Raw genomic sequence first — 20,804 nt, 5'->3', positions numbered from 1 at the left:
ATGCGTCGCCAGAGATGGCGGTCAGGGTGACGGCTAACCCAATTCGACAGCGTTTGGTCCCCGGCATCCACCTTGAGCCCGTCTCTGTACCACCCGATGGCGCTGATCGAACTGATCGAGCTACGCGCCCCAAACCCCGATGCTGAGCCCTTCATGGCTGGCTGGCTTATGCCAGATCTTCTTATTCCAGCTCACCTTGGGATTGCGGTTAAAGATGACCAGATGGGCCTCGTCGGCACCGACACGCCGGCAGTAGTCCAGGGTTTGCTCCAGGCCGGTCTGGATCACCGCATCGAGCTTGCCGCGCAGCAGCTTGAGTTCGATGACGACCCGTTGCAGCGGGCCGTACAGGCCCTGCTCGGGGTCTAGCGGCCATTCGATCAGCAGATCGGTGCGCTTGCGGCCAAGGCCATATTCTCTGGTGAGACGACCTCCGCCGTTGATGATGCGCTGCAAAAAGGCTTGCATCAGCAGCTGCGGGGCCGCTTCCTTGTAATCAAAGCCCTCACTCCAGCTGTCCGAGTGTTCGCGGAAGAATTGCTGGAAGGCGGCCAGCAGCTTGGGCATGTTCAGGCGGTGGTCGGGGTCGATGTACCAGAGGGTGTCCTGGTTGGCGATCATGACCTGCGTCGGCCAAGTCAGCTCGCGGGGCAAGACTTCCTGATAGATGCGGTTACTGATTCGCACCGAGGGGCTCAGGGTAATCAAACCTAGATCCGCGACGTATTGCAGGTCGTCCACCTTGAGACCTTCACTCTCCTCCTCTTCAGTGCTGAGGATGCGAGAGATCACGCTATGCACCCGGGGTTCCTTGAGCTTATCGCTGAGCTGATCCAGATGGGTGGCGCGCGATTGAATCAGTCGCTCGCGGGCGGTCTGGTAGTCGATCAGGCCGATCGGCTGGGTGCGGTCTCGTGCGGCCCTGTTCTTCCAGGTCACCTCGTAACCTAGGGCATTGACCAGCCAGGGCTGGCCGCGGCTGTCTTCCCATAGCTCGGCGAAGATGGCTTCATCGAACCGCTGACCGGTGGCCTCCGTATGCTGGAGCCAAAGCGAGCGCGTCTCAGCTTCGGTGAAATTCCCCATGCGCAGTGATTCAGCTTTGATGTTGAACGCGCTGCCGCCGGTGATGACCTGGGCGCCGTCCTGCTCTAGGCGGTAGTCGCGCACGTCGCGCACGCCACAGAGGACGATGGATTGAGGAAAGTACTCGGGGCGCTGGGCGTAGCCGGCGCGGATCTGGCGCAGCAAGGAGATCAGGGTGTCGCCCACCAGGGCGTCGACCTCGTCGAGCAGCAGGATGGTGGGCTTGCCTTGCAGCTTTGCCCATTGCTGTAGCACCTGGGTGAGCAGGTGTTGGGGGGCCAAACGCTGTTTTTTACTTTCGTACCACTCCAGCAGATCCTGTTGATTGAGATAGAGGTCGATCGCATTGACCAAGGCATCACAGGCCGCCGGTATGCCCTGGGTTTCATCCCCGCGAGCGGCCTGAGCGCCTTCGATGTTGGCGTAGGCGCAGGCGTAGTCACCAGAGCCGTTGAGCGCCTGCATCATCGCCAGTAGGGTGCTGGTCTTGCCGGTCTGGCGCGGGGCGTGGAGCACGAAGTAGCGCTGCTCGCGAATCAGCTGCTGAACCTCTTCCCAGTCCAGCCGCTGCAACAGCGGCAGGTGGTAGTGCATCTCCGGCTTAATGGGGCCGGCGTTGTTGAAGAATCGCTGCATGGTGGTGCTCGGTGCGTTGGCAGGAGAGCAGGGCAAGAGCGCCATCCTTGAGAATCCTGCGGTGGCTGGAGCGGCCAGCGCGGCGTTTTGCGTTGCCAAGGGCCATCATAGCAATCGCACCGGGCTTGCGCCCATGGGCAGCGCGGTCGGGCCGCCCGGTGCTGATGCGCCGGGCTTTTGCGCCCCAGGAGATCCGAGAAAACCAGATGTTGATGGTGCCACCGGCTTGCACGAAGCGGGGATCCGGGAGGTGTCGTTGCCCAGGCGCTGCCACTGTGCGGCAGCGCCCAAGCAAGCCCGGCGGCCTATCCCAGCAGCACCCCTCCTAGATCGGCAGGCTCCGACTGGCCAAGCAGGCCCAGCGCAGCGCCGTCATCAAACCCACTGGCTGGACTGTCAGACGCCGCCGGCACGAATCGCTGCTGATACTCGCGGCTGGTGATGAACCCAGCGATGGCACCAAGGTTATCATCGCTCTGGGTGAGTTGGCTCTGCCACCAGGCCAGGCCGGCCTCATCCGGCGCGCGATCCAAGGTGGAGAGATACAGACTGTTGAGCAGCAGGCTGTCTTCCTGCAGCGCTAAGTACTCGGGCTGTTGCGCCAGGTCCAGCAGCAACGCGCCCGCTGAGGTGCCGCTTTCCAGGGCTTGACTCCAGGTACTGAGTTCTGTCTCGCTCGGAGCACGTTGCAGCATCGCGCCAAACAGCGTTTCAACCAGCGAGGTACTGGTCAGCGCACCCTGCTGATCGACGAACTCAGAGGACTGCAGGAAGGCCTCGGCGATCTGTTCCATCGGCACGCCGGCCTGTGCTTGCGCAACCCAGCAGTCCAGACCACAGGCATCCGGCGCGCGCCCGAGGGCGCCCTCGTAGAAACGCCCAATCAGGCCCGCCGTGGCCTGATATTCCGGCGCGTCGAGAAAGGCCATGACGACCTGCTCGTGGTTCGCCCCAGCCTCCAGGGCGCCCGTCCAATACGCGACCCCGGCATCCTCGCCTTCGCGCCAGAGCAGATCGCGATACAGTTGCTGGACAAACAGGGCGCTGTCATTGAAGACATCATTGTCTTTTAGCGCCGGGTCGAGCCCGAGCCTGGCCTCCAGGTCATCGGGCACGCCGTCGCCATCGCTGTCCGGTTGGAACGGCCGATAGGGACAGTCGGTGGGTGGCGGCTCGAGCGGCTCACGATAGCCCGGCGCGCCGGGGTCGGTGATCGATCCAATGGCGGGGTTGGTATCAAACAGGCCATTGTCCTCGATCACGAAGTCCAGGCGGGTCATCGCGCCTTCGGTGACGACTTGGCCGCCGAACTCGGGGCTGGCCAGATTCACCCAGTCACCGTCGCTGGTCTGTTTCCAGAATCCGTTGACCCCGAGGTTGCCGTCGACCAGCAGACTGAAGGGGACGGCAATTGAACCGTTGGTGATCTCGGCATCGAAGCCGATCAGGCCGAGCGGCATGGAGAGATCGGTGGGGCGATCGGCGGGGGCGTCACGCTGGGTCAGGCCGCGGATCAGGACGCCGCCCTCGGGCATTGGCGCGCTGCCGCTGCCGCCATCGGTAGAGACCCCGCCGACTAAGGTGACGAAGATGCTCGGGGCATCTGGATTCACCGAGACCTGGTCGGTCTGGCGAATCGGCACCGAGGCGACATCGGCCTGCTCGCGGTCCAGAATGCCGTCGCCATTGCCATCGCCGGTGGCGCCGCCTTCGATCAGTGCAGGCACGAAGTCTTCGACCACCTCAGGCACGCCGTCGCCGTCGTCGTCGGGTAGTGCGTCCCAGTCCTCGGATGGGGGGATGATGGGCTCTGGCTCTGGCTCTGGCTCTGGCTCGGGTTCTGGCTCGGGGGCAGGTTCAGCAACGTCAGTGATAGTGACGCTGATGGTTTGTGTATCGCTGCCTCCATTACCATCGCTGACCTGAACCGCAACCTCGTAGCGGTTATCGCGATCGCTGTCGCCCGGGTTCTCGAAGTCTGGCGCGCTCTGGAAGGTCAGTACTCCACTGTTGGCATCGATGCTAAAGCCGCCCTGGTCGGCACCGCCAGTGATGGCAAAGCCGAGTGGATCACCATCGATATCGAAGGCGATGACCTGGGTGACGTTGATGCTGTTCTCAGCCACGCTGAACGCTGCCGTGTCGCCCCCGCCGTTGGAAGTGATCTCGGGGGCGTCGTTGAGGTTGGTGACCGGGTCGGTGGCGGTGCTAGTGATGGGGCCTTCGGCGGTGCCTTGCTGGTCGGTGTAGCGGACCTCGACGCTGATCGCCTTGCCAACTTCGGCTTGGGTCAGGTTGTAGGTACTGGCGCTGGCGCCGTCGATGATGCTGCCATCGGCCTTCCAGACATAGCTGAAGCTGCCGAGGCCATCGGCATCGGCTAGGGTGCTGGTGTTGGCAGTAAGGACTTCGCCTTGGGTGGCAGTGCCGTCGATGCTGACGCTGCCGGTGGCGACGTCGTTGAGGTTGACAACATTGACGGTGACCGCCTGGGTGTCGCTCAGTGCGCCGCTGCCATTGTCGGTGGCGATGACGTTGAAGCTGTAGCTGGCCTGGGTCTCATAGTCGGCGCTGGCCTTGAGGGTGACCGCTCCGCTGTTGGCGTCGATCTCGAGCAGATCGGCATCGGTGCCGGAGAGGCTGTAGCTCAGGGTGTCGCCATCCACGTCCGTGGCAGTGGCGGTGTAGATGACCGTGCTGGTGGCGGCGTTTTCCTCGACCGAGCCGGTATCGCCGCTGGTGATGCTGGGCGCTTCATTGACGTCGGTGACGCTGACGGTGACCGCCTGGGTGTCGCTCAGTGCGCCGCTGCCATCGTCGGTGGCGAGGACGTTGAAGCTGTAGCTGGGCTTGGTCTCAAAATCAGCCGGGTTCTTGAGGGTGACCTCGCCGGTGCTGGCGTCGATGTCGAGTAAGGCGGCATCGGTGCCGGAGAGGCTGTAGCTCAGGGTGTCGCCATCCACGTCCGTGGCGGTGGCGGTGTAGATGACCGTGCTGGTGGCGGCGTTCTCGGCGACCGAACCAGTGTCGCCGCTGGTGATGGTCGGTGCTTCATTGACGTCGGTGACGCTGACGGTAACCGCTTGGCTGTCGCTGAGCGTGCCGCTGCCATCGTCGGTGGCGATGACGTTGAAGCTGTAGCTGGGCTTGGTCTCAAAATCGGCCGGGCTCTTGAGTGTGACCTCGCCGCTCGTGGCGTCGATGTCGAGTAAGGCGGCATCGGTGCCGGAGAGGCTGTAGCTCAGGGTGTCGCCATCCACGTCCGTGGCGGTGGCGGTGTAGATCACCGTGCTGGTGGCGGCGTTCTCGGCGACCGAACCAGTATCGCCGCTGGTGATGCTGGGCGCTTCATTGACGTCGGTGACGCTGACGGTGACCGCTTGGCTGTCGCTGAGCGTGCCGCTGCCATCGTCGGTGGCGATGACGTTGAAGCTGTAGCTGGGCTTGGCCTCAAAATCGGCCGGGTTCTTGAGGGTGACCTCGCCGGTGCTGGCGTCGATGTCGAGTAAGGCGGCATCGGTGCCGGAGAGGCTGTAGCTCAGGGTGTTGCCATCCACGTCCGTGGCGGTGGCGGTGTAGATGACCGTGCTGGTGGCGGCGTTTTCCTCGACTGAGCCGGTGTCGCCACTGTTGATGGTCGGCGCTTCATTGACGTCGGTGACGCTGACGGTGACCGCTTGGCTGTCGCTGAGCGTGCCGCTGCCATCGTCGGTGGCGATGACGTTGAAGCTGTAGCTGGGCTTGGTCTCAAAATCGGCCGGGTTCTTGAGGGTGACCTCGCCGCTCGTGGCGTCGATCTCGAGCAGGTCGGCATCGGTGCCGGAGAGGCTGTAGGTCAATGTCTGGCCAGCGTCGGGATCAGTCGCCTCTGCCCTGTAGATCACCGTCGTGGTCGGGGCGTTTTCCGCAACCGAGCCAGTGTCGCCGCTGGTGATGGTCGGCGCTTCATTGACGTCGGTGACGGTCGCCGTGATGCTCTGTGTGTCGCTGCCGCCGTAGCCGTCACTGGCTTGCACCACGACCTCATAGCTGTTGTCGCTGTCGCTCGGGTTCTCGAAGTCCGGGGCGGTCTTGAAACTCAGCACACCGCTGTTGGCATCGATCTGGAACAAGTCCTGGTCGGCGCCGCCGGTAATGCTGAAGGTGACGGTGTCATCGTCGCCATCGGTGGCGGTGACGGTGGTGACCGCGGTGCTGTTTTCCACCGCATCCACGGCAGCGGTGTCGCCGCCGAGGTCGCTGGTGATCAGCGGCGGTTGGTTAACAGTCGCGGTGATCCCATTGCCGGTCCGATCAGCGACATCGACCGCCGTATCGGCACCCAATGCCCAGTTTTCCGTAGCCGCCAGGTTGTAGGTGGTGTTGTCGCTTGACGCGGTGCCGTTTTGGTTGATCAAGGCGTTGACGGCGGTTTTGTCGGTTTCCGACAGGGTCAGGCTGAAGCGGGTCGCGCTGGTGATCTCGACATCGGCGGTATCGGTGAGGGTATGGGTGTTGCCGGCTTCGCCGGTGATGGTGAAGCGGCTGGCATCGATGTCGTTGTCCGCGCCATCACGCTTGAGGAATCCGCTGCCGGTGACCTCGAGCACGCCGGTTCTGCCGTTGTAGGTGGCGCTGGCGATGGTGGGCGCGGCGACGTTGCTGACCGTGATGCCATTGCCGGTCAGGTCGGCCAGGGTGATGCTGGCCTCGACCCCGGCTGCCCAGTCTTCGGCGGCGGTCAGGTTGTAGGTTGTGCCACCCGTGGAGCTGGCACCGTTTTTGTTAAAGATCTGGTTGACGGCGTCTTGGTCAGCCGCATTCAGGGTGACACTGAACTGGGTCGCGCTGCTAATCTCAACCGGGCTGCTGGTCAGGGTGACGCTGTCGCCGCCCTCCCCCACCAGGCTGAGCTTGCTGACATCGATGTCGTTGTCGTCCCCCGGCTGGGCGATGAAATCCGTCCCGGTCACCAGCAGTTGACCGCTGGCCCAGTCGTAGGTGGCGCTGGTGAGGGTCGGGGCGGCAGCGCCGGTGAGGGTCACGGTCGCGACCGATGAGGACTCCTCACCATCATTGACGCTGATGTCGAAGCGGCGATCACCTATCGCGGTGTTGCTGGGCGTTTCGGTGTAGGAGAGGTTTTGCAGCAGGGTGCTGATCAGCGCCGGGGTGGCGGCGCCGGTGTCGAAGGTGATCTTGAGCAGGTCATGGATCGTGTTGTCCGCGGCGGCGCTGGTGGTGACCACACCGATATCGGTGCCATTGACCGTGACGCGTTCGCCGGACGTCACCACGCCATCATCGCCGGCCTTGACGGTGGTGCCGTCGAAGGAGAGATCACCGGTGGCGATGGAGCCACTGCTGGATTGGGTGACCAGCAGGAAGCCGCTGTGACCAAAGCTGCTGTGATCGACATCGGTCAGGGTCGCGTTAGCGCCCACATCCAGCTTGACCGGGCTGCTGGCACCGACGACAAAGCTCGGGTTGTCAGCGTCCAGATTGGCGATCACGGGTGCATCATTCACTGCCTCCAGCGTCACCGTCGAGCCGATGTTGGGCGAGGCGGTATCGACCCCGCCGTTGGCGGTGCCGCCGCTGTCCTGGATCGAGCTGATGGTCACCTCTCGGTTGTTGTCGGTGCTGGGGTTCTGGCTGCTGTTGCTGTAGCTGATGCCGTCGATCAGTGTTTGCAGGTCGGCCGCGGCGAGCGTGCCGCCCGAGAGTGTCACCGTGGCCGTGCCGGCTGCCACGCTGACGCTGTAGCTCAGGCTGTTGTTGGTGGTGGTGCCTGATGCGTCGTTCTTCAGTTCGACCGTGCTGCCGTCGATGGCAAGTGACTCCGCGCTGTCGGAGACATGCGTGACCGTCAGCGTCAGGCCCTGGAAGGTCTGGCCGCTTTCCACCGTGCTGGCCGAGGCGGCGCTGAACAGGATGACGGCGCTGCCGTCTTCGGTAAAGGTGGGATCAGAACCGTTGGCCGAAAGCGTGGGGGCATCGTTGACCTCGGTGACCGAAATGCTGACAGTCCCGGTGGTGGCCGAGAAGGCGGTGCTGCCGCCGTTGCTGCTGGTGTCCGCCGTGGTACCGGGTGCGCCGCTGCTCTGGTCCCAGCCACGTAGGGTCAGGGTCGCGGTCTCGTCGCTGACCCCGTCGGGCACATAGCGCAGAAGTTGGTCTGCATCGAGCAGCAGGGCCGCGGAGGCGCTCACCGCGCCCACCGCTGTCCAGGTGCTGCCGCCGTCGGTCGAGTATTGCCAGGTGCCGTTGCCCGTGGTTTCGGAGATGGCTGCCCCGGATTGCGCCGAGTCGCTGTCGCTGTAGCCCAGGCCGGATAGGATGGTGCTTACGGCGGTCGAGGTGCTGGTGGTGTCTTCGTCGGTGGCGGTGAGGGCATACCCGCTGCTGAACGAGGTAACGGTGAAGTCGTCGATCACGCCCAGGCGGCTGCCGTTATTGGAGAAATAGGGATAGACCGTCAGCCCCTCGGTGAGATGGGTGTTGGTCAGGGTGGTGGAAACGGGATCCGCCGCCCGAGTCCCCACCACGCCAGAGGCATCGCTGTTCCAGATCTCGAAGCTGACCTCAAAGTTGTTGCTGCCAGTGGGGGTGATGGCATAGCTCAGCCGATACCAGTTGCCGGTGACCAGGGCATCCCCGCCGCTGGTGCCGGTCCAGGAGAGGTTGGTCTCGCTGTCGTCGTTGATGTACGACCCACCGCCGCCGTGAAAGCCGATGCCGAGGTTGAAGCCGTTGGTGCCCGCAGTGGTGGACCCAGGGAGGTTGCTGTCGTTGACCGCAAAGCCTAGGCCGCCATAGCCGCTGTTGCCAGAGATATAGGCAAAGGTCGATAGGGTGTAGGTCTCGCCGATGACCAGGGTGAGGCCTTGGTTGGCCGTCCAGACCTCGCTGGTGCCGCCGGGGATACTCACGCCGCCCCCGCCGGAGAGCCCGGCGGTCTCGCTCCAGGACATCACCGGCGTGGCGTTACCGTCGTTGAAGTTGCTGGTGAGGCTGTCGGAGGTCTCGAAGCCCTGGGTGGTCTCGCTGAGCACGAGGACGGGGGCGTCGTTGACTGCCGTCAGGCTGAGGGTGGAGGCGATGGTCAGATGAGCGGTTTCCACTCCGCCATTGGCGGTGCCACCGGAGTCGGTCAGCGAGGTGATGGTGACCATCCGATCAGCAATCGTAGGATCATCGCTGATGTTGCGGTAGCTGATGCCCTCGACCAGGCTTTGCAGGGCTGCGGCATCGCGGGTCATGTCGGTGACCGTGACGGTCGCCGTGCTGCCATCCAAGGTCACGGCGGCACTGCCACCCCCAGTAATGGCAATCGGGCTGCCGCCGGTGGCAATGAGTGGCACATCGGTGCCGCCGATGGACAGGATCTCATTGGCTCCCTCAGTCACATTCGTCACCGTCAAGGTCAGCCCAGTGAAGGTCTGGCCGCTTTCCAACGTGCTGGCCGAGGCATCGCTGAACAGGGTGACCGCGTCGCCGTCTTCGGTGAAGGTGGGGGTTGAGCCGTTGGCGGTGAGCGTGGGGGCGTCGTTGACCGGGGTGACGGTCACCGTGGTTTGATTGCTGCCACTGCTGTCGGCGGTGCCGTCATTGAAGGTCCAGTCGAGGGTGACGCTGGCGGGCGGGTCATCGGTGCTGTTGCTGTAGGTGATCTGCTGCAGGATGGTGTCGACATCGGCGGAGGTCGGGGTTTCGCCGTTGGCGTTGGTGAAGGTGATGGTCAGGGTGCCTGCGCTGACACCGAAGCTGGCGATGGTCTCACCGTTTTTGATCAGGTTGCCAGCGCTCAGGCTGATGTCGTTGCCATCACTAAAACCGAAGTCGTCACTGGCATCAGCGCCGCCATTGCGGGCGATGGTCAGGCTGGCGCCGTGGTAGTCGCCGTCGCCGCTGTTGAGGGCATCCAGTTCGGCATCGCTGACCTGTACATTGGCGTCCAGTACCGCCGCGCTGCCGCCTTCGGTGAAGGTCGGTGTGCCATCGAGGCCGGTGAAGCTGGGGGCGGTATTTTCCTGGTTCTCGAAGTAAATCAGGGTGCCATAGCGTTCGCCGACCAGGGCATCGAGATCGCCGTCGCCGTCGAGGTCGGCGAAGGTCGGGGCGGAAAAGGTGCCCACGTCGGTCAGGCCGAAGGCGCTGGCGTCCTGGGCGCTGGCGAAGGCGGCGGAGCTGGCGCTGCCGGTGTTCTCGAAGTAGTTCAGGCTGCCATCGTATTCGCCGACCAGGGCATCGAGATCGCCGTCGCCGTCGAGGTCGGCGAAGGTCGGGGCGGAATAGGAGCCCACGTCGGTCAGGCCGAAGGCGCCGGCGTTCTGGGCGCTGGCGAAGGCCGCGGAGCTGGCGCTGCCGGTGTTCTCGAAGTAGTTCAGGGTGCCATCGTATTCGCCGACCAGGGCATCGAGATCGCCGTCGCCGTCGAGGTCGGCCAAGGTCGGGGCGGACTTGAAGCCCACGTCGGTCAGGCCGAAGGCGCTGGCGTCCTGGGCGCTGGCGAAGGCGGCGGCGCTGGCGCTGCCGGTGTTCTCGAAGTAGTTCAGGGTGCCATCGGATGCGCCGACCAGGGCATCGAGATCGCCGTCGCCGTCGAGGTCGGCCAAGGTCGGGGCGGAATTGGAGCCCACGTCGGTCAGGCCGAAGGCGCTGGCGTCTTGGGCGCTGGCGAAGGCGGCGTTGCTGGCGCTGCCGGTGTTCTCGAAGTAGTTCAGGGTGCCATCGAATGCGCCGACCAGGGCATCCAGATCGCCGTCGCCGTCGAGGTCGGCCAAGGTCGGGGCGGAATTGGAGCCCACGTCGGTCAGGCCGAAGTGGTTGGTGGTTGGGGTGAGAAAGGTCGGACCGCCGCTCGGCAGGTCGTTGTCGGCGATCTGCACCGAGAGGTTGTCGACGCTGAGGCCGTTGTAGTTGCCATCCGTGCTGCTGACGCTGTGGGCGATGACGCCGAAGTGCGGGCCTTCGCCGATGCCGTCATCCACGGCGCTGACGGTGACCGTCTGTGGGGTGTCCCAGTTGGTGGTGGTGAAGGTCAGCGTGGTCGCGTCGGTGCTGAGCTGACCGTTGCCGGTGCCGCCGTGCGTGGTGTCGAGGGTGATTGTGACGTCAGCCGTGGGCTGGCTGTCGAGCACCAGGGTGTAGGTGTCGCTGGCGCCGCCTTCTGTGACCTGGGTACTGTCGCCGCTGGGGCTGATGGTCACACCCGGCGGTATCCCGTTCTCAAAAAACAGCAGATTGCCATCGTATTCGCCGACCAGGGCATCAAGATCGCCATCGCCGTCGAGGTCGGCGAAGGTCGGGGCGGAATTGGAGCCCACGCCGGTCAGGCCGAAGGCGCTGGCGTCCTGGGCGCTGGCGAAGGCCGCAGAGCTGGCGCTGCCGGTGTTCTGGAAGTAGTTGAGGGTGCCATCTTGTTCGCCGACCAGGGCATCAAGATCGCCGTCGCCGTCGAGGTCGGCGAAGGTCGGGGCGGAAAAGGAGCCCACGTTGGTCAGGCCGAAGGCGCTGGCGTCCTGGGCGCTGGTGAAGGCCGCGGAGCTAGCGCTGCCGGTGTTCTTGAAGTAGTTCAAGGTGCCATCGTTTTCGCCGACCAGGGCATCGAGATCGCCGTCGCCGTCGAGGTCGGCGAAGGTCGGGGCGGAAAAGTCGCCCACGTCGGTCAGGCCGAAGGCGCTGGCATCCTGGGCGCTGGCGAAGGCCGCAGAGCTGGCGCTGCCGGTGTTCTTGAAGTAGTACAGCTTGCCATCGGATGCGCCGACCAGGGCATCGAGATCGCCGTCGCCGTCGAGGTCGGCCAAGGTCGGGGCGGACTTGAAGCCCACGTCGGTCAGGCCGAAGGCGCTGGCATTCTCGGCGCTGGCGAAGGCTGCGGAGCTGGCGCTGCCGGTGTTCTCGAAGTAGTTCAGGGTGCCATCGAATGCGCCGACCAGGGCATCGAGATCGCCGTCGGCGTCGAGATCGGCCAAGGTCGGGGCGGAATAGTTGCCCACGTCGGTCAGGCCGAAGGGGTTGGTTTGGGGCGTTTGGAAGGCGGGTGTGGACATGGCAGTTTCCTTAGATTTCAGCGAACGATCATTCGGATTCGTTATATACCCATGACGAGGGCTGGCGATGGGGCGTCGCGCGCGCGCTCTTCGGCGATCCAGAGGTCGCAACCGCAGGCGCTGGCGCCCACTCGCCGCCAACCCTGCCGGGTAAAGAAGCGCCGCCAGGCGCGGCTCATCAAACGGGGGTTTTCGGTCTCGAAGGCGATGGCGGTCGCGCCGCTGCGGCACAGCCGAGGGTCGGCTATCAGTGTACGTGCGGCTTGCAGCAGGCCGAGATACAAGCGGACATGACCACGGGCGCTCGGGTGCAGATAGGTTCGACCGTAGAGCACGCGGCGCTCCTGCCCGTTATCCGCCAGCTCGCCGGGGTAGAGGCTGCCGATGCCCACCAGGGCGTCGCTGCCGGCACGCACCAGAAAGCAGACCTCGCCGACACGCCGTTGCGCTTCCGCAGGCGGCAGCAGTTGCTGCTCCAGCCAGAAGGCGATGCTCTCGGCTTGCTCCGGCGCGCTCAGGCGCTGATAGACATCGAGCACGCGATAGCCGGCATGGGTGAACAGCTCGGTGGCCGGGGCGGGGGTGGGCGCCTGATCAGCCTGCTGGCCGACGGCCTGGCCGTGGTGGGCGCGGAGCAAGGGGGTGGTGAGCGCCACATCGAGCTGTTGGCGCAGGCGGGCGACCAGGCGGGTGCCGATGCCGCGCCGCCGCTGAGCGGGGGCGACGAACAGGGAGATGAGTTCGGCCTGAGGGCTGCCGTCCGCGGCTTGAAAGCGCTCGGCGATGGCGAAGCCGACCAGCTCGCCGGCAATGGCGGCGGACAGCCCCAACAGCTCGCCGCGCGGCGGCTGGCTGGCCCAGCGTTGGCTCAGCGGCGGCGCGGTCATGCGGTCGTAGGGCAGCAGGTTGTCGGGGGTGAGGTTGTGGACGCTTTGGTAGAGCACCGGCTGGCCGCCCGGCTCGGGGCGCGGCAGGCCGGCCACCGGCGCTCGGGTGTGACCGGGGCGCCTGACGGTGGGCTTGGTGATGACCAGGCCGTCGCTTCCGGGAAAGCTCACCAGGCGTTCGATGTCATCCTCCTGCAGGCCGAGGGCGCGCGGGCGGCGGGCGCCGGGGATGACCACCAGATCGAACAGCTCTTCGACCAGATTGCCGAAACGCAGCCAGTGGATGACCTCACCGCGGTCGAGATCCACCACCATCAGCCCGCACTGGGCCTGTTGGCCGTCGGCCGCCAGACGCTGCTCCAGCGCCAAGCCGCCGAAGCTGGTCGAGCGCAGTTGCGACAGGCCGATGAGGGCAAAGCGGTCGTGAAAGGCCAGACCACGCACAAAGCCGGGGCCATAGGCGACGGGGACGAAGCGTTCGCCGTCGAGATAACCCAGCTCGCCGCTGCCGGAGTTGAGCAGCCAGAGGGTGTCGCGGTACCAGCGCGGCGAATGGGGCATCGATAGCCCGCTGGCGGCGATGCTGTTGCTCGGCAGGTGCAGCACCACCCCGCCGTCGTGGCGATGCTGGCGCCAGCCGGCGGGGGTGTCGGTGGCGCTGCACGCACTCATCCAGGTGGCAACGCCGTCTTGCAGCGCCAGGCCGTTTAAGTGGCAGCGGTCTTCGGCCACCAGTTTGCTGATGAAGGGCGGTTGCCAGAGGGGGCGGAAGCTGTGGTCGGGATCGAGGGTGGCGAGACAGCTGAAGTCGGTGTTGACAAACAGCAGCCGGCCCTCGGCATCCAAGGCCAGGTCGTGGGCGTTGAGATCGCCGGTGATCCAGGCTTGGCGCGGCACATAGAGGCGGTCGCCGTCCTCGTGGGTCTGGCCAGCGGGCAGGCGGTTGGCGAGTTGCCAAATCTGGTAGCGACAGCCCAGGGTCAGGCTATCGCTCTCCGGCTGCCAGGCGAGCCCCATGGGCTTGTCGAACAGCCGCTCCTGGACGGCCAGCCGACCCGGCTCCTGACTGCGGCCGATGAAGAACAGCCGATTGCTCTGATAGGTGGTGAGCGCCAGGCTGATGTTCTGCTCGGCGAGCCAGTGCCAGAGGCCATCGTCGGCGTGGATGGCGAGGGCCGGGCCTGTTGTTGGCGTGCTGTCGTTCATCGGGCGGTGGTTCCGGGTGGGTTCAGGCCGTCATGGCCGCATGCCGCTGCCAGAGATTGCGATAGACGCCCTCCAGGCTGGCGACAAAGACCTGGGGCTGGAACAGCGGGGCGCTGGCCAGATGGTCTTGCAGCCGCGCCTTGAGCGCGGCCAGCCGCTCGGGATCGCGCCCCAGGGCGACGGCTTGCTCGACGTAGGCCTCGGGCGTTGCGCAGATCAGCTCGGGCAGCCCCACGGCGTGGCACAGGCTGGCGCCCATGCGGGTGGCATAGTGCGCGCCGGGACAGGTCAGCAGGGGCAGGCCCATGGCCAGGGCGCCGACGGCGGTGGCGCCGGCGTTGTAGGCCAGGGTGTCGAGAAAGAGATCGGCCAGGCGGTAGCGGGCCAGATACTCGGCGTGCGGGCGTTTGTCGGCGAAGATCAGGCGCTCGGGGGCGATGCCGGCCGCAGCGGCGGCTTGGCGCAGGCGGGCGCTGCTGCCGCCCGCGCCGCCATCGAGCAGCCAGAGCACACTGTCGGGCACATGGGCGAGAATGCGCATCCAGAGCGCGAACACCTCAGGGTCGATCTTGTGCACGCCGTTGAAGCAGCAGTAGACCATGCCCGACTCCGGCAGACCGCAGGCGGCGCGCGCTGGCGTCGGCGCGTCACTGGTCCAGGGGGTGGTGCCCCAGGCGTGGGGCAGTTCGAGCAGGGTTTCGGAATACTGAGCGGCCTGTTCCTCCGGGATCAGGTGGCGATCGGCCAGAAGATAGGGGATATGCTCAGCGCCCAGGGTGCCGGGGTAGCCGAGCCACTGGATCTGCACCGGGGCCGGGCGCAGGGCAAGCACCAAGGGACGGCAGTACGTGGTGTAGCCGGCCAGGTCAATCAGAATGTGGATGCCGTCGGCGTGGATGCGCTGGGCAATGCTCAGATCCGGCTGCTGGGAGACATCCAGGAAGTGGTCGCAGCCCTGGCGGATCTGTGTGGTCCAGTCGTCCTGCGCCGCGGTCAGGCTGTAGGCGAAGATCTCGAAGTCGGGGCGCTGGTGATACTGGAACAGCCCGGCGATCAGGGTGCCGACGGCGTGGCAGCGGAAGTCCGGCGATAGGTAGCCGATGCGCAGCCGCGCGGGCCGCGGCTCGCGCGGATGGCGCAACGGGGTGGCCAGCGCCTCGGCCAGCTGGGCCTGTTGACGGGCGAACTGGACCGCTAGATCACGCCGCCAGGCGGGCGGCAGCGCGAAGGCCAGCGTGTTGCCCAGGGGCAAGGGCTCGCCGTGCTCGCGTTGCAGGTGGCGCTGCAGCGCTTCGCGCAGGGCGGCGAGACGCTGAGGATAGTCGTCCCAATCGGCCTGCTTGCGGCGCACGGTCTCCAGCAGCAGGCGCAGCTTGGTGCGGTTGGGCGCGTCCGCGGACGCGGTGGCCAGGGCGTGCTGGTAATAGCGACTGGCACCCTCCAAATCGCCGAGATTTTCCTGCATCTGGGCGAGGTTGAGGGCGGGGAGGTCGAAGTCGGGCTTGAGCTTGAGGGCGCGGCGATAACACGGCTGGGCTTGCTTGAGGTTGCCCCAATCCTGCAACGCGGCGCCCAAGGCATTGTAAGCCTGGGCGCTAGGGGCGAGGCGCAGCGAGACCCGGTAGTGCTCGACCGCCTGGGGCACGAAACCGTAGCGTTGATAGAGCTGCCCCAGCTCCAGATGCAATTCGGGCTGATACGGCTTGAGACGCAGGGCGTCTTGGTAGGCGTCTTGCGCCGACTGGAATTGGCCCTGGGCGGTGAGCGCCTTGGCGAGGTTGGCGTGAGCGAGGTGGAGCTTTGGGTCGAGTGCGATGGCGCGCTGGTAGGCGGCGATGGCCTGCTCCACATCGCCCTTGATCTGCCAGAGGCCACCGAGGTTGGAATGCAACACCGCTTTGTTGGGGGCCAAGGCGATGGTCTGTTGCGCGATGACCAGCGCCTCGTCGATCTCGCCCATGGATTGCAGGGCATTGGCGAGATTCGTCTGGGCCGGGATGTGATCTGGTTGCTCGCGAAGCACCGCACGGAAGTGCTTGATCGCGGCAGCCTGATCGCCGCGTTGACGGGCTTGGCGACCGGCTTGGAATGCCTCCTCAGCGGGCGCTGGCCATGGTGGCGCGTCAGCAACGGCGACAGAGGTGTTTGGCAATGAGTCGGTTGGCATGCGTAAACTGCGTCCAGTTTGGTTCAGCATTTAAGAAGCGGGTGGCCTCTCGCACTGGCTCTCGCACTTGCTCTCGGAGTATTGGCCAGAATTTCCCGTCCTGTCACCCCTCAAAAAAGCCGCAAAAATGTCACAAATTCTATCATTTCGCCGCTGAGTCCATGACCAGTGGCTCACTAAAGGTGTGTCCCTGGCCATAGGCGGTGACGATGGGGGCGGGATGGCCGGTGGCGGCTTCGAGCTTGACGCGCAGACGGCGGATGAGGTTATCGAGGGCGCGCTGGGCAGCGCGGTCTTCCCGGTTGTAGATGGCTTGCAGCATGGCCTGGCGCTCCACATGGCCGTCCTTGACCCGCGCAAACAGCGCGACAATATCGCTTTCGCGCTGAGTGAGCGTCATCACGCCGCCGGCGGGCGAGATCAACTGTCGCGGCGGGCGTTTCAGGCGCCAGACCCCGGTGCCGGGAAGCGCCGGAGGGTTGGCCGGTTGCAACGCCTGGCGCTCGCTGTAGCGGGCGGCCATGGCACTGACGGCGGCGAGGAGTTCGCGGGTGTCGAGGGGCTTGGCGATGAACAGATCAACCCCGCTCTGAAAGGCGCCGATGCGGTTGTCCAGCGCATCATTGGCGGTGATGATCACCACCGACATCGCGGTGTTCTGGCGCGCATACTCGGCCAGCACCTGTCCGGGTTGATCCGGCAGACCCAGGTCGATGATGGCGACCTGGAAGGCGTGACCCAGATCGAGGGCGCGGTAAAAGTCGCGGCCACTGTTGGCGGTGGTGACCTGGTAACCGTGGAGTTCCAGGTACTCAGAGAGCACTTCGCAGAGGTCAAGGTCGTCCTCGACCAGCAGGATGGGAATGTCAGGCATGGGTGCGTGCGCCACAAAAGTCTCCAAAATCTATCCGCTGTCGGCCAGCGGCAGGCGCAGGGCGATCTCGAACCAGTCCGGCGGGCTGTCCTGGAGGCGGATCTCGCCGCCCATGTTCTCAACCAGGTCGCGGGTGATCGATAGCCCCAGCCCGATGCCGCCCTGGGTGCGCGAACGCCCGCGCACGAAACGCTCAAACAACTGATCGCGCGGCGGCAGCAGGTGCGGGTCGCAGGGGTTGCCCAGGCTCAGCATCAGCTGGTGGGCGTCGGTGGTGATCCGCAGACGAATCAATGGGGCTTGCGGCTGGGGGACCTGGTATTTCGCCGCATTTTCGAGCAGATTGCGCAGCGCAATCCGAATGAGGGTCGGATCCCCCAACACCACCGCGGGACCGGGGGCCGGTTGGACATCGACCGGGTGGTTGGGATGCAGTTGGCGCAGTTCGCCGAGCAGCGCCTCGATGATCGGGGGCAGCGCCACCGGCTGGATCTGGGGCTCCGGGGGGCGCCCGGAGCGGTGCGCCTGCGGGGCTTGATCGAAGATGGCATTCAGCCGCTTTAAGGCGTTGGCCAGCGCCTGCATGCGTGGTGCGCCAATCACGCCCTTGGCATGGAGGACATCGAGATGGGTGCGGATGATCGACAGCGGGGTGCGGTATTCGTGGCTGATGGTGTCGATAAAGCGCGCCTGCTCGGCGCGAATGCGGCGCTCGGCGGCCAGCGCCTGCTCCAGCGCCCGCTGGTTTTCCGCCAGATCCTCGGTCATGCGCGCGGCCAGGCGCAAGGCATCGGACTCGGCGTGTTGGGCCGCCAGGCGCAAGGCCGCTTCCGCCGCCAGAATGCGCTCGGAGAGCCCGCGCATCATCACAATCATGTGGATGACCGAGGTGGCATGGAGCGCATAGTGGGTGACAGCCCCGCTCGGCATCAACCCCAGCAACCCGGCGAAGGTGATGACGGCGCCCAGGACACTCATGCTGAAGGCCAACAGAAACAGCCGCCCCTGGGCGACTTCACCCCGGCGAATCATCTGCCAGGCCAGCCAGGGCAGCATCAGAACCAAGACCAGCCCGGTGAGCACCAGCACCTGCGCCACCTGGCCATAGAAACGGGAGGCGGACACCAGCACCGTGACCAGCCCCAGCGCGATCTCCAAGTGCAGGAAGCGGTGTACCCAGGGATGAAAGCGACGGGTGTCGAACAAGGCGATGCCAAAACCGCTGATCAGGGTCACCCCCAGCCCAAAACTCGAGCCGACCAGCACGTCAGACAGGTGATGGGTCTGTGCAGGCCAGAACAGCCGCAACAGGCCGAAATGACCGAAGGAACTGAGAAACAGGCTCAACAGATAACTGCCGTAGAGCAGATGCACCCAGCTGCGCAGCCGCTTAGCCAGCAGCAGGTTGATAATCGCCAGGCTGATGGCCACGCCCAGGTAGGCACTGTGTATGGCAATGTGCTGTTGGCTGGCGCGGTTGGCATCCCGCACGCTCAGCACGTCCCCGTGCAGGCTGTGGCTGCTGGTGGTGCGCACCCGGATGAAAATCAGCTGCTGGCCATGGGGCGGCAGGTGCAGGGGCAGGCGCATGGCCGGCGCGATCAGCGGCATCTCCAACACCGGGGCATGATCGCCGAGAGACACCGTCCGATAGTCAGCAGGCCGCTGATCATCGCCGCCCTGCTGAACGTAGATATCGACCTCATTGAGGTACGACGGATTGAGGCGGAGTTCCGCGTCCTGGGGCGTCTCGCTGGGGTTGGTCAAGCGCAAGGCGAGCCAACTGACCCCGTCGGTATAGCCCCGCCCGAGATGACCGGGGAGGGATTGGAATTGCCCCTGCTGCCAGGCGCGCAGGACCGCGGCGAAGGTCTGCGTGCCCTCGGGGTCATCGAGGAAGTGCAGGTGACCGGCGAGCGATTGCGGCAGGGTGGCGAGGTTGATGGCGAACTGGTGCTGGGGTTGCGCCCGCGCCTGCACCGGTGCGGTCAGCAGCAGACCGATCAGAACAAACAGCAGCCGCGCCGCCGCGGATTTGCGGGGACTGTCGTTGTAGGCATCAGACATTGGGTTGGTGGTTCGGCCCTGGATTGCAGGCTTGTTTATACAAATGACTTGATTGTCCGTTCGCAGAGATTGTCCGTTCACAGGATTGGCCATGAAATTTCCCTACGGTACCGCGGATTTTCACAAAATCATTACCAATGGCTACAATTATGCGGATCGCACGGCGCGCATTCGCACGCTCGAAAATGTCGGCGATCAGATTCTGTTCCTGCGCCCCCGGCGTTTCGGCAAAACCGCTTGGCTGACCACCCTGGAGAATTACTACGACCTGGCGCGGGCCGGGGAATTCGAAGCGCTGTTTGGGTCGCTTGCCATTGGCTGTGAGCCGACCGCGCACCGCAACAGCTATTTCGTGCTGCGCTGGGATTTTTCCATGGTCGATGCCAGCGGCAATTTAGCTGAGATCCGCCAAGCCTTGCACGATCATCTCAATCACCAGGTTAAAAGTTTCTTTCTGCATTACGCCAAGCACCTTGGCGCTATCGCACTCGACAGCCCGGGATTTGGATTCTCCAAAGACAACGGTCTCATTGCCCTGGTCTCGGCGGTCAACGCCGCCCGCGCCCAAGGCCATGATCTCTATCTGCTGATCGACGAATACGACAACTTCGCCAACGAAACTCATGCAGGGACGCCGGGCCGATTATGCGGCTTTGGTTTCCGGGGAAGGGCTGCTCAAAACCGTGTTCAAGGCGGTCAAATCCCTCGCCTCGGGCGCGGGCATTGATCGGGTGTTCATCACCGGGGTATCTCCAGTGGTGTTGGCGGATATCTCCAGTGGCTACAACGTCTCGGAAGACATCAGCCTGGATGCGCGCTTTATCGACCTGTGCGGCTTTACCGAGACGGAAGTCGCCGCCGTGCTCGAACAATTGGCCGCCGAGCGACAATGCCACCATGACTGGTCGGTGCGCATGTTGCAGACCATGCGTACCTGGTACAACGGCTATCGCTTCGGCTACGAGCCCGTGCCGGGGCTCTACAATCCAACGCTCGCGCTCTACTTCTTCAAGCATCTGGCCACCACCGAAGCACCCCCACGCGAGATGCTCGACAGTAACCTGGCGATGGATCGCAATCGCATCGACTTCGTTGCCCACCAGCCGCCTGGGGCCGAGCTGATCGGCGCCGCACTGGATCCCGAGCATCCGCCGCTGATTGCGAGTCTCGCCCATCGCTTTGGCGTCGATGACATGCGCCGGGCGCCGAAGGACGCGCCTTTTCTGGGATCGCTGCTGTATTTTCTCGGCGCGCTCACGCTCAAGGATCAGGATGCCATGGGGCGGCTGGTGCTGGGGATTCCCAACCTGGTCATCCGCAAGCTCTATGTCGAGAAGTTTCGCGATCAGCTTTTCCCTGAGTACCCCGATCGCGAAAGCCTGCGCGCCGCTGCTGAGGGCTTTTACACCAATGGCGACCTCGCCCCGCTGATTGAAGTGCTGGAGACGCATCACCTGCGGGTCTTCGACAATCGGGATTATCGCTGGTCGAATGAGCTGACGGTGAAGACCGTGTTCCTGGTCGCCCTGTTCGCCGATATTTTCTATGTGATGGACTCAGAAACGGCGATCCATCGCGGTCATGCTGATTTATCCCTGATGGTGCGGGAAGAAATGCGCCGCTTCGCGCTGCTGGATCATCTGCTGGAGTTCAAGTATCTGAGCCTGCACGACCTCGGACAAGCGGCGGAGCGGCTGCGGGAACAGTCGCGGGAAGAACTGGCCGCTCTGCCGCTGTCGCTGCCGCCCTGAACACTGCCGAAGCCCAACTGACCCGCTACCGCCAGGGGCTGGAACAGGCCTATGGCGTGCGCCTGCGCCTGCACACCCATGCGGTGGTGGCGCTGG

General features: G+C 64.8%; 8 protein-coding genes. 2 read left to right on the top strand and 6 right to left on the bottom strand.

The window, feature by feature from the left end; genetic code table 11:
• Positions 1–120 precede the first annotated feature (120 nt).
• The 6 genes from Thiowin_RS22920 to Thiowin_RS22895 form a co-directional block, all read right to left on the bottom strand.
• Positions 121–1,767, bottom strand: coding sequence for an ATP-binding protein (locus Thiowin_RS22920; protein WP_328985284.1), 1,647 nt, complete (start codon positions 1,765–1,767; stop codon positions 121–123).
• Between the two features lie 260 nt (positions 1,768–2,027).
• A complete protein-coding gene (locus tag Thiowin_RS22915; protein ID WP_328985283.1) occupies positions 2,028–11,756 on the bottom strand; it encodes a cadherin domain-containing protein in 9,729 nt (3,242 codons plus the stop codon).
• A gap of 41 nt (positions 11,757–11,797) precedes the next feature.
• A complete protein-coding gene (locus Thiowin_RS22910; protein ID WP_328985282.1) occupies positions 11,798–13,849 on the bottom strand; it encodes a TIGR03032 family protein in 2,052 nt (683 codons plus the stop codon).
• 22 nt (positions 13,850–13,871) lie between these two features.
• Positions 13,872–16,016: an O-linked N-acetylglucosamine transferase, SPINDLY family protein gene (locus Thiowin_RS22905; RefSeq protein WP_328985281.1), complete on the bottom strand. Its 2,145-nt coding sequence runs from the start codon at positions 16,014–16,016 to the stop codon at positions 13,872–13,874.
• Positions 16,017–16,158: 142 nt separating this feature from the next.
• The gene (locus Thiowin_RS22900) at positions 16,159–16,890 is read right to left on the bottom strand and encodes a response regulator transcription factor (protein ID WP_328985279.1); all 732 of its coding nucleotides are present in this window, start codon (positions 16,888–16,890) and stop codon (positions 16,159–16,161) included.
• A 30-nt stretch (positions 16,891–16,920) separates the two neighbouring features.
• The gene (locus tag Thiowin_RS22895) at positions 16,921–18,957 is read right to left on the bottom strand and encodes a sensor histidine kinase (protein WP_328985278.1); all 2,037 of its coding nucleotides are present in this window, start codon (positions 18,955–18,957) and stop codon (positions 16,921–16,923) included.
• 91 nt (positions 18,958–19,048) lie between these two features.
• Here Thiowin_RS22895 and Thiowin_RS22890 point away from each other — a divergent pair, with 91 nt between their 5' ends.
• Positions 19,049–19,684, top strand: coding sequence for an AAA family ATPase (locus tag Thiowin_RS22890; RefSeq protein WP_328985277.1), 636 nt, complete (start codon positions 19,049–19,051; stop codon positions 19,682–19,684).
• On the top strand, positions 19,641–20,708 hold the full coding sequence (locus tag Thiowin_RS22885; protein WP_328985276.1) for a P-loop NTPase family protein: 1,068 nt from the start codon (positions 19,641–19,643) through the stop codon (positions 20,706–20,708). Before Thiowin_RS22890 ends, Thiowin_RS22885 begins: the two co-directional genes overlap by 44 nt.
• Positions 20,709–20,804: the final 96 nt, after the last annotated feature.

The organism is Thiorhodovibrio winogradskyi, from assembly GCF_036208045.1.
Taxonomy (GTDB): domain Bacteria; phylum Pseudomonadota; class Gammaproteobacteria; order Chromatiales; family Chromatiaceae; genus Thiorhodovibrio; species Thiorhodovibrio winogradskyi.
The sequence above is the reverse complement of the archived record's forward strand: the minus strand, read 5'-3'. Positions and strand labels throughout refer to the sequence as shown.

Coding starts and splice junctions, on each gene's coding strand:
- Thiowin_RS22920 (WP_328985284.1), bottom strand. CDS start 1,767: ATGGCGCTCTTGCCCTGCTCTCCTGCCAACGCACCGAGCACCACCATG.
- Thiowin_RS22915 (WP_328985283.1), bottom strand. CDS start 11,756: ATGTCCACACCCGCCTTCCAAACGCCCCAAACCAACCCCTTCGGCCTG.
- Thiowin_RS22910 (WP_328985282.1), bottom strand. CDS start 13,849: ATGAACGACAGCACGCCAACAACAGGCCCGGCCCTCGCCATCCACGCC.
- Thiowin_RS22905 (WP_328985281.1), bottom strand. CDS start 16,016: ATGCCAACCGACTCATTGCCAAACACCTCTGTCGCCGTTGCTGACGCG.
- Thiowin_RS22900 (WP_328985279.1), bottom strand. CDS start 16,890: ATGCCTGACATTCCCATCCTGCTGGTCGAGGACGACCTTGACCTCTGC.
- Thiowin_RS22895 (WP_328985278.1), bottom strand. CDS start 18,957: ATGTCTGATGCCTACAACGACAGTCCCCGCAAATCCGCGGCGGCGCGG.
- Thiowin_RS22890 (WP_328985277.1), top strand. CDS start 19,049: ATGAAATTTCCCTACGGTACCGCGGATTTTCACAAAATCATTACCAAT.